7 protein-coding genes and 1 pseudogene are annotated in these 8,087 nt (G+C 55.5%); all 8 read right to left on the bottom strand.

Features of this window, described 5'->3' with window-relative positions; all coding sequences use genetic code 11:
* Positions 1–2,692, bottom strand: a 2,692-nt coding sequence (locus RTS12_RS19100; RefSeq protein ID WP_312531348.1) for an efflux RND transporter permease subunit, incomplete at its 3' end; no start/stop codon positions are given.
* Complete coding sequence (locus RTS12_RS19095; RefSeq protein ID WP_312531346.1) at positions 2,689–3,801, bottom strand: efflux RND transporter periplasmic adaptor subunit; 1,113 nt, start codon at positions 3,799–3,801, stop codon at positions 2,689–2,691. The genes RTS12_RS19095 and RTS12_RS19100, both read right to left, overlap by 4 nt.
* 5 nt (positions 3,802–3,806) lie before the next feature.
* Entirely contained in the window at positions 3,807–4,862 is a 1,056-nt protein-coding gene (locus tag RTS12_RS19090) for an efflux RND transporter periplasmic adaptor subunit (protein ID WP_312531344.1), read from the bottom strand.
* An 88-nt stretch (positions 4,863–4,950) separates the two neighbouring features.
* Positions 4,951–6,117: an aminotransferase class V-fold PLP-dependent enzyme gene (locus tag RTS12_RS19085; protein ID WP_312531342.1), complete on the bottom strand. Its 1,167-nt coding sequence runs from the start codon at positions 6,115–6,117 to the stop codon at positions 4,951–4,953.
* Positions 6,118–6,203: 86 nt separating this feature from the next.
* Complete coding sequence (fliP, locus tag RTS12_RS19080) at positions 6,204–6,917, bottom strand: flagellar type III secretion system pore protein FliP (RefSeq protein WP_312531340.1); 714 nt, start codon at positions 6,915–6,917, stop codon at positions 6,204–6,206.
* Positions 6,914–7,171, bottom strand: coding sequence for a FliM/FliN family flagellar motor switch protein (locus RTS12_RS19075; protein WP_312531338.1), 258 nt, complete (start codon positions 7,169–7,171; stop codon positions 6,914–6,916). Before RTS12_RS19075 ends, fliP begins: the two co-directional genes overlap by 4 nt.
* A 3-nt stretch (positions 7,172–7,174) precedes the next feature.
* Positions 7,175–7,735 (bottom strand): hypothetical protein, encoded by a 561-nt coding sequence (locus RTS12_RS19070; RefSeq protein WP_312531336.1) that lies wholly within the window; start codon positions 7,733–7,735, stop codon positions 7,175–7,177.
* Positions 7,732–8,087: pseudogene (locus tag RTS12_RS19065) on the bottom strand (hypothetical protein); the annotation flags it as partial. The gene RTS12_RS19070 and the pseudogene RTS12_RS19065, both read right to left, overlap by 4 nt.

Raw genomic sequence — 8,087 nt, 5'->3', positions numbered from 1 at the left:
CGACGACACCGATCAGGCCCAGGGGTGCTGCCGCAAAAACGCTGCAAGTCAGGCGGAAACTTTGCATCTGAATCATGACCAGCGTCGCCATGATCAACAGCATGATCGGGACCACTGCGGCTATTGGTTGCTGACTTTCAGCCGAGCTTTCAACCGTGCCGCCGATGACGATCTCGACATTCGCGGGCAGGGTATTTTGGAATTCATCCACCCGTTCCTGCATGGCCTTCACCAAGGTGGCAGGCTGATCTTGGGTGGCAACCGCGGCCATGACCGTGACGGTCGGACGACCGTTTCGCTGCATGATCAAAGGCTGCTCTGTGCCATATTCGATCGTGGCCAGTGCGGCCAAGGGGATCGGCGTGCCGGTCAGCGTTGAAAGTTGCAGATTACGAATGGAATCAAGCGAATGGCGGTCTGCCTCGACGCCGCGTGCCGTGACATTGATCAGATAGATACCGTCGCGCACCTGGGTGATGGTCTTGCCAGAAAAGACTGCCGCCAAAGAGGTCGCGATGTCTTCGTTCGAGATCCCCAGCTGGCGCGCCCGGTCCATATTGACGCCCAGGCGGACAACGCGGGCAGGCTCGTTCCAATCCATCGCAATATTGCTCAGGCGGGGTTCCTGGGTCAGAACGCCTGCAAGGCCACGGGCGGCGTCACGGGCCTCGGTGATCGAGGGGGCGGATACGCGGTATTGTACCGGCCGCCCGACTGGCGGGCCCAGTTCGAGGTTTTTGATAAAGACATCCGTTCCGACCAGATTATCCCTGGCAAAATCGCGGATTTTGTCGCGCAGCCGGTCGCGCGCATCCAGATCGGGGGTCTGAACCAGGATCTGTCCCATATAGGGGCCGGGCGTTGGAATATCCAAAGCCAGCACAAAGCGTGGCACCCCGCGCCCAATGTAGGAGGTCCAGAAGCTGGCCTCGTCATTTTCGGCAATGAAGGTTTCGAGGCGATCAAAATCCTCGGTCGTTTTGTTGATCGAGGCATTGGCCCTTTCGGTGACATCGATCAACAGCTCGGTCCGATCCGAACTGGGGAAAAACTGCTGTTCGACGTAGCGCATGCTCCAGACGGAAAGCGCAAAGATCGCCAAGGTGACGCCGATGGTCAGCCATTTAAAGCGCATCGCATGGCCAAGAAGCCAATGGAAACCTCGCCTTAGCCGTCCAGGCGCAGCATCGTGGCGCGCGATTCTCGTGGTCAGGAATGTCACGCCCAGAAGCGGCGCAAAAAGAACCGCGACAACCCAGCTGACCATAAGCGAAACGGCGATGACCACAAAAAGCGAGAAGGTAAACTCGCCTGCCATCGAGGAATTCAGCCCGATCGGTATAAAGCCCGCCACCGTGACCAATGTGCCGGTGAGCATCGGAAATGCGATTGAGGTCCAAGCATAGCTTGCGGCCTTGGCCAGGCTATCGCCAGCCTCGAGCCGCGAGATCATCGTCTCGATTGCGATCATTGCATCGTCAACCAACAGACCAAGCGCAATGATCAGCGCGCCAAGTGAGATCCGCTGAAGCGTGATGCCGTAATATTCCATGATGATAAAGGTGATCGCCAGCACCAACGGAATGGTCAGCGTGACAACGAAGCCGGCCCTTAGGCCAAGGCTGACAAAGCTGACCAGCAAGACGATGGCAATTGCCTCGGCCAAGGATTTCACGAAATGGCCAACCGCCTCTTGTACAACATGAGGCTGATCCGCGAATTTGATCAGCTCGATACCATAGGGCAGGTCGCGCTCGACCTTTTGCATGAGCCGGTCAACTTCGCGCCCGAAATCAAGAATATTGCCCCCCGCACGCATGCCGATTTGCAGGCCGATGGCCTGTTGCCCCTTGTAGCGGAACACCTGCTGAGGCGGGTCGATATAGCCGCGCTTGACCGTGGCAACATCCGAGAGGTTAAAAAACCGGTCGCCAATGCGCAGATTGACGTCGGCAATGGATTGCGCGCTGTCGAACTGGCCGCCGACCCGGACCAGGATTTGCTCTTGATCAGTTTGGATCAGGCCAGAGGGCACAATGGCGTTCTGCGTCGCCAAAGATTGCAAGACCTGGTTCTGGTTCAGCCCCAGCGAGGCCATGCGCGCGGTTGAGAACTCCAGATAGATTTCTTCATCCTGAACGCCCAAAAGCTCGGTTTTTCCGGCGTCAGGAAGGGCCTGAACCCGCTTGCGGATGTCCTCGACCCGGTCGTGCATCTCGCGCTTGGAAAAGCCGTCAGAGGTCAGGGCATAGATATTGCCATAGACATCGCCAAAATTGTCATTGAAGTTGAAGCCTTGAAATTCATTGGGAAATTCTGGTCGGATGTCACTCATCATGAAGCGGACCCGCTGCCAGCTTTCGGCAACCGCATCCCCGCGAACCGAGGGCAGAAGTTCAATATAGACGACCGCAACCCCGGGCATGGTGACCGAGCGGGTAAAATTCAGCCCGTCCAATTCCTCAAGCTTGGTTTCAATGCGCTTTGTGACTTGATTAAGCGTATCCTCGATCGTGGCGCCGGGCAGGCTGGCCGAGATCACCATAACCTTGATGGTGAAATTCGGATCCTCTTCACGGCCCAGTCGATTATAGCTGAGGATGCCGGCAATCATCGAAATGATCAGCAGAAACCAGACCAGCGAACGGTGATGCAGCGCCCAGTCGGAAAGATTGAAGGCAGGCTTGCTCATGGGGAAATGCTCCTGCCGACGGGCTGACCCTCGATCAGTGAATGGGTGCCGCGGATGACGATTTCCTGGCCGGGTTCAAGACCGGATTTGACAGCGATCAGACCGTCGATATCCGGGCCGGCAAGCGTGATCGAATGAAGCGATACCTGCGCGGATTGGGGGGTGCGCGTCACGAGCCAGACCGCATGTCGCCCATCCACTACTCTGACGGCCTGCGCCGGAATCGATAGCGCAAAGCCGCGACTGAGCGCCGGGCGGGCGCGAATAAGCGAGCCGATCCGGACGCCGTTTTTACGATGCAAAGACAGCCGGACTCGGCGCGTGCGGGTTGCGGCGTCGGCCATGGGTTCGATCAGGCGGACATCCGCGCTGACGATCTGTTCGGGCGTGGCCTCGGACCAGACATCGAAAAGGTCTCCGATTTTGACTTGCACAAGACTTGCTTCGGGCAGGTCGATGATCGCCTCTAGCCGATCATCCGCAGAAAGCTGCACGATCGGCTTTCCCGCAGCGACCACAGCGCCGACGTTTTCGTAAACATCACTGATCACCCCGTCGAATGGAGCGGTCATTTGCGCATACCCTTCCGCGTCGCGGGCACGGATCAGCTCGGATTGGGCCTGTTGGGCAGCTGCCTCGGCTGCGACCAAAGCGTTTTCGACCTGTTCAAGGTTGGCAATCGACGTGACATGGCGCGCGGCCAGGGCGCGGGTGCGTTCGGCTGTGGCGCGGGCGGTCTGCAGGCGGACCTCGGCGGCGGCGACTGCGGCTTTGGCGGCCGCGACATTGCCCTGCAACTCTTCTGGGTCGAGGGCCGCCAATAGATCGCCTGTCTGAACGACATCGCCGATATCGCTGGGTCGCTGGACCAGCCGACCAAAGGTCTGAAAGCCAAGGTCAACATCGACCTTGGCGGCGATGATGCCCGGCACCGAGCGTCGTACGATGGGCTGATCGCTTAGGACAATACTGACGACCGGACGTGGCGGCGCGGGGGTATCTTGCTGCGCGGCAGGTTCCCATGGCCATTCAAAGGCTGCCACGGGCGAGGCGAGCTGGGTTAATGCCACGAAAAAAGTGACTGTCAGAGTGCTTTTCAATTGCTGCAAGGACATCATTGTGGGGCACCGACCAGAGTGACCTGGCGCCCGGGATAGACGAGCTGAGATCCTGAGGTGACCACCCGGTCACCCGGCGCAAGCCCTGAGGCGACGACCACGGCGTCAGTGGTGAAATGCTCGATCCGGATTGGCGTGATGGTAACGGTCAAATCATCTTGGATTTGCCAAACCGCGGCCGAGTTGCCACTGGCGCTAAGTGCGGTCCAGGGAATCGAAATTCCCATACCGACAGGAAAATGCACGGTTCCCCGCACGGCAGCGCCTAAAAAGGTGACCTCGGCCGGGGCGCTTTCGATGCGGGCGCGAACAGTGACGGAACCGGTATGCGGATCAACCAGAGGTGAGACCTCGCGCACAATGGCGGTCATTTCGGGCATTTCGACATCGATGCCACGCAGGGTCACCGGCACGCCAATTGCGCGGTCTAGGATAGGCAGGTCAGGCGTCTGAAACACCGCCTCTAGCCCCTGATCCGAAGCCAGTGAGAAAACGGCCTGCCCGACGCCAATGATCTGACCGACCTCCAGATCGCGCATGGTCACAATCGCATCCGAGGGTGCCAGCAAGACTGTATCCTCAACTGCGCGCTTGGCTTGATCCAGCTCGGTTTGGGCTTGGGCAAGGCTTCCCTCGGCCGCGGAAAGCGCCTGTTGTGCATTGTCGAGAGCCGCCCGGGTGCCAACGCCCGCTTGCAACATTGCCTCGGCTCGATCTCGGGCAAGTCGCGACTGATCAGCAGTCGCCGTTGCAGATGCCAGCCGGGCCTGAGCGACGTTCAGCGCCTGATTTTGCTGTAAAGGATCGATTCTAGCCAATGCCGCGCCCTTGTCGACGTGATCACCCTCTTTGACCATCACCTCGACAGTTCGCCCGCCTTGGCGAAAGCCGATATTCACACTGTCGCGCGCTTCAATCGTACCAGCAAAAGTGGTGTCGAAGGTTAACAGCTGCTGCCGAACCTCGGCATAATTCACAAAAATCCTGTCCTGCGCCATTGCGGGAATGCCGGATGCAAAAGCCCAGGCCACAATGAGTATACGCAAAAGCATGATTTGCTGCCTTTTAATTGCGGCATCAGCCCGGGTTAAGTTTCAGCGATCTGGCTGGAACGGCGGGCCAGCCTTTGACGCAGGGTTATCAGCCGCCGTTTCTTAGCTGGGTTCGGGCGATCCGCCCAAGAGCTTTGATCGCGCGTTCTACATCCAATAGGTTATTGTAAAGCGGGCAAAAGGAAAGCCTTAGCAGATCAGGTGGGCAAAAATTTATGGAAATATTTGCTTGCTTCAGTCCCTCGGCAATTCCGGAGGCCGCGTGATGACGAAGGCAGATATAGCTGGCGCGTTGGTTGGCCTTTTGCGGCGTCAAGACCGTGATTTCAGGGCATTCAACCGATAAGCCCTGCAAAAACGCAGCCGTCAGCTCATGCGATCTGGCCTCGATGACATCAAGCGGAATATCGTCCCAAATTTCAAGCGCGGCATCCAATACGGCAAGACCAAGTAAGGGCGGCATCCCAAGCCGAAAATCGTCCATTGGCCCGGACGTGGCGGGTGGTCGCAGTGGATTGCAAAGCCAATGCTGGCCGATCCACCCGCGCAAGGCCGGAGTGACGCGCGAGGCTAAGCGCCCCGAAATCCAAAGATAGGCAGGTGCACTCGGACCCCCACTTAGAAAACCGTGACATGACCCCACGGCGAAGTCGGCGCAGTTTCTGACCAGGTCGACTTTCAGCGTCCCCGCAGAATACGAAAGATCCCAGACGGTTAGCGCGCCGCTATCATGTGCCAGACGCGACAGGCACGCCATGTCGCGACGCTTGCCATTGCGCGCATCGACCTCGGCCATAAACAGCACGGCCACGTCTTCGCTTAGGCTATAACAGATGTCCTCTGCTTCAACGACACGCAGCTGGCAATCAAGCGCCGTCACCAGGGCCTGCATTGCCAGAAGATCGGATTGCGCAATGCTGCAATCCGTCAAGATAATCCGTCGCCTGGGGCCCGAGCACAGCGACAATGCAGCTGAAATCGCTTGGAAGACCTGAACAGTCAGGTTTTCGCCAATCAGCAGCTCTTGGGCGTTGACCCCGATCAGACGCGCAAGACGTTCTGACGTAGTTTGAGCAAGCTGATGCCACGGACAGCCTTCATGAAGATGACCATATTCCTCAAGGCAGTTGACGCTAAGAAAAGACTGAAGCCGGGCCGAGGCCTGTTTCGGAAGCGGCCCAAGGCTTCCTCCATCGAAATATGAGCTGTCTGGCAGAAGATGAAAGGCCGATCGCGTGGCTGTAAAGTCTGTCATATCTATGTTTTGGCTTTGTGAAGCTTATCTTGACAAATATATTGCTGGGCGGTGAGAGAATTTAATCGAAATTTTGAACAAGATTCTTATTGGTAACTTCGGACCAGTGCTGTGGAAATCATTTCCCACCCGTCTACAACGACAAAAAATGCCAGTTTGAATGGAAGAGCAACCACAGCCGGGGGGACCATCATCATGCCCATCGACATAAGAATGGCAGAAACAACTAGATCAATAATCAGGAATGGCAAAGCGATCAGGAAGCCAATTTCAAAGGCGCGTTGAATTTCGCTGATCATGAATGCCGGAACCAAAACTGACAGGCGTTCAGTGTCCTGGATTTTGTTGGGGGCAATGTCGGATAGACGTTGAAGTGTGCCCTCATCCACCCTCATTTCCATGAAGGCCCGAAAGGGGGGTATTCCGCGCGCGAGTGCCTGTTCCAGCGTGATATCCCCATCGCGCAAGGGAACAACAGCTGTCGACCAAGCTTCTGTTAGAACGGGATCCATAACAAACCAAGTTAGGAAAATGGATAAGCTGACAATCAACATATTTGGCGGAGACTGCTGTAATCCGATCGATTGTCTGAGGATTGATAGAACTGTTACGATGAATGGAAAGCAAGTGATCGTAATCGCAATCGCAGGCGCCAGAGAAAGAAGTGTTAGTAAAAGCAACATGCTTATGGCATTGGCGCCAACACCAGATTGCATTTCGCCAAAATCAGCTAAGCTCTGGGATAAAGCCAGATTAGGTAATGCGATCAATGAAATGCAGAATAAGAGTAGATACCTCATGATTCGAGCGCTGGTCCAAGAATGCGCACGCCTATACGATCGTCTGACCCCTCGACCGCAGTTAGCTCGCCACGGGCAATGATCCTTTCGCCGATGCAGACCTGGACCCCTTTTGAAATATCGTGATCGAGGTTGATGACATCGTCGGACGATAAGAGGGAAATGTCAGCGATTGACATCTTGGCCCGACCAAGCCGAATAGTGATCTCGACCTGGATTTCATCCGTAGCGATAAGATTTGAAATTTCGGACATGTGCTATTCCTTCGTGACGATCTCTTCAATCAAACGAGATATTTTTCCAAATGCGATCTTTCTATCGAAAACGATGATCCCACCATCGATAGAGAGCTCCAGATTTTCGATCGATGAATCTAATTCAATCCTTAGTGCTTTACTGTCCTTTAAGGGGATGTTGTCAGAGATAAGATCTGAAAACTCTGCCGAGCATCGGATCGTGCAGGTTTTATAAGGCGCGCTTTCGATCATCCGGCTTAGCTCTTTGGACAGGCTCGTACACAACTGAGACGAAAAGCCGATTGGGCCCACGGCGTCCATTATACTGGTCAATATCGGATAGATGGCCTCAATGACTTCGCGCCGACGGCGTTTGTCATCCAGCCGTTCATGTTCAATGCTTACACATAGCTCTTTGATCGCATGCTTGATGTCCGAGATGTCATTGCTAAACCGAATCTCTTGACCGTGGATGACGCCGTTTTGATATGCGATATCAATCATTTCTTGTGTCAAAATAACTGGATCGGCTAGCTCGCTGCTGCGTGCAAAGCGTTCCAGCTTTATGATGGCAGCGCTCAATGTGCGTCCTCTTTCTTATCTATCCAGGTTGACAGAATCTTTAGGCTCTCCTCCCGCCGCGATTTCATCAGGTTTTTCAGTCTAGACACTGGATCCTCTACCTCGGCACCCAAGGGAATGAATTCGAACTCGGGTGTCGCCATTGTAAATTCTGGAGCGCTTGGAGCAAACTCTTCAATCTCTTGGGAATTCACTTCTTGAGGTGCAAAATTAGGTAGAGAGGTATCGAGCAAAGCTGGGGCCTCTCTTGGAAGAAGGGCTCTTCCACGCAGAATTGGCCTTAGAACCACGACTGCAACGGTAATCCTCCCCTTGGTTAAGGGGATGCGGCAGTAGAATTTTCTCGTAGCGT

This window comes from Paracoccus sp. (in: a-proteobacteria) (assembly GCF_032007265.1).
In the GTDB taxonomy this organism is placed as follows: domain Bacteria; phylum Pseudomonadota; class Alphaproteobacteria; order Rhodobacterales; family Rhodobacteraceae; genus Paracoccus.
This window is presented reverse-complemented; position numbering and strand designations above follow the sequence as displayed.

Excerpts from the sequence above, each read along its gene's own strand:
- RTS12_RS19090 (WP_312531344.1), bottom strand. The coding sequence starts at position 4,862 with ATGCTTTTGCGTATACTCATTGTGGCCTGGGCTTTTGCATCCGGCATT.
- RTS12_RS19085 (WP_312531342.1), bottom strand. The coding sequence starts at position 6,117 with ATGACAGACTTTACAGCCACGCGATCGGCCTTTCATCTTCTGCCAGAC.
- fliP (WP_312531340.1), bottom strand. The coding sequence starts at position 6,917 with ATGAGGTATCTACTCTTATTCTGCATTTCATTGATCGCATTACCTAAT.
- RTS12_RS19075 (WP_312531338.1), bottom strand. The coding sequence starts at position 7,171 with ATGTCCGAAATTTCAAATCTTATCGCTACGGATGAAATCCAGGTCGAG.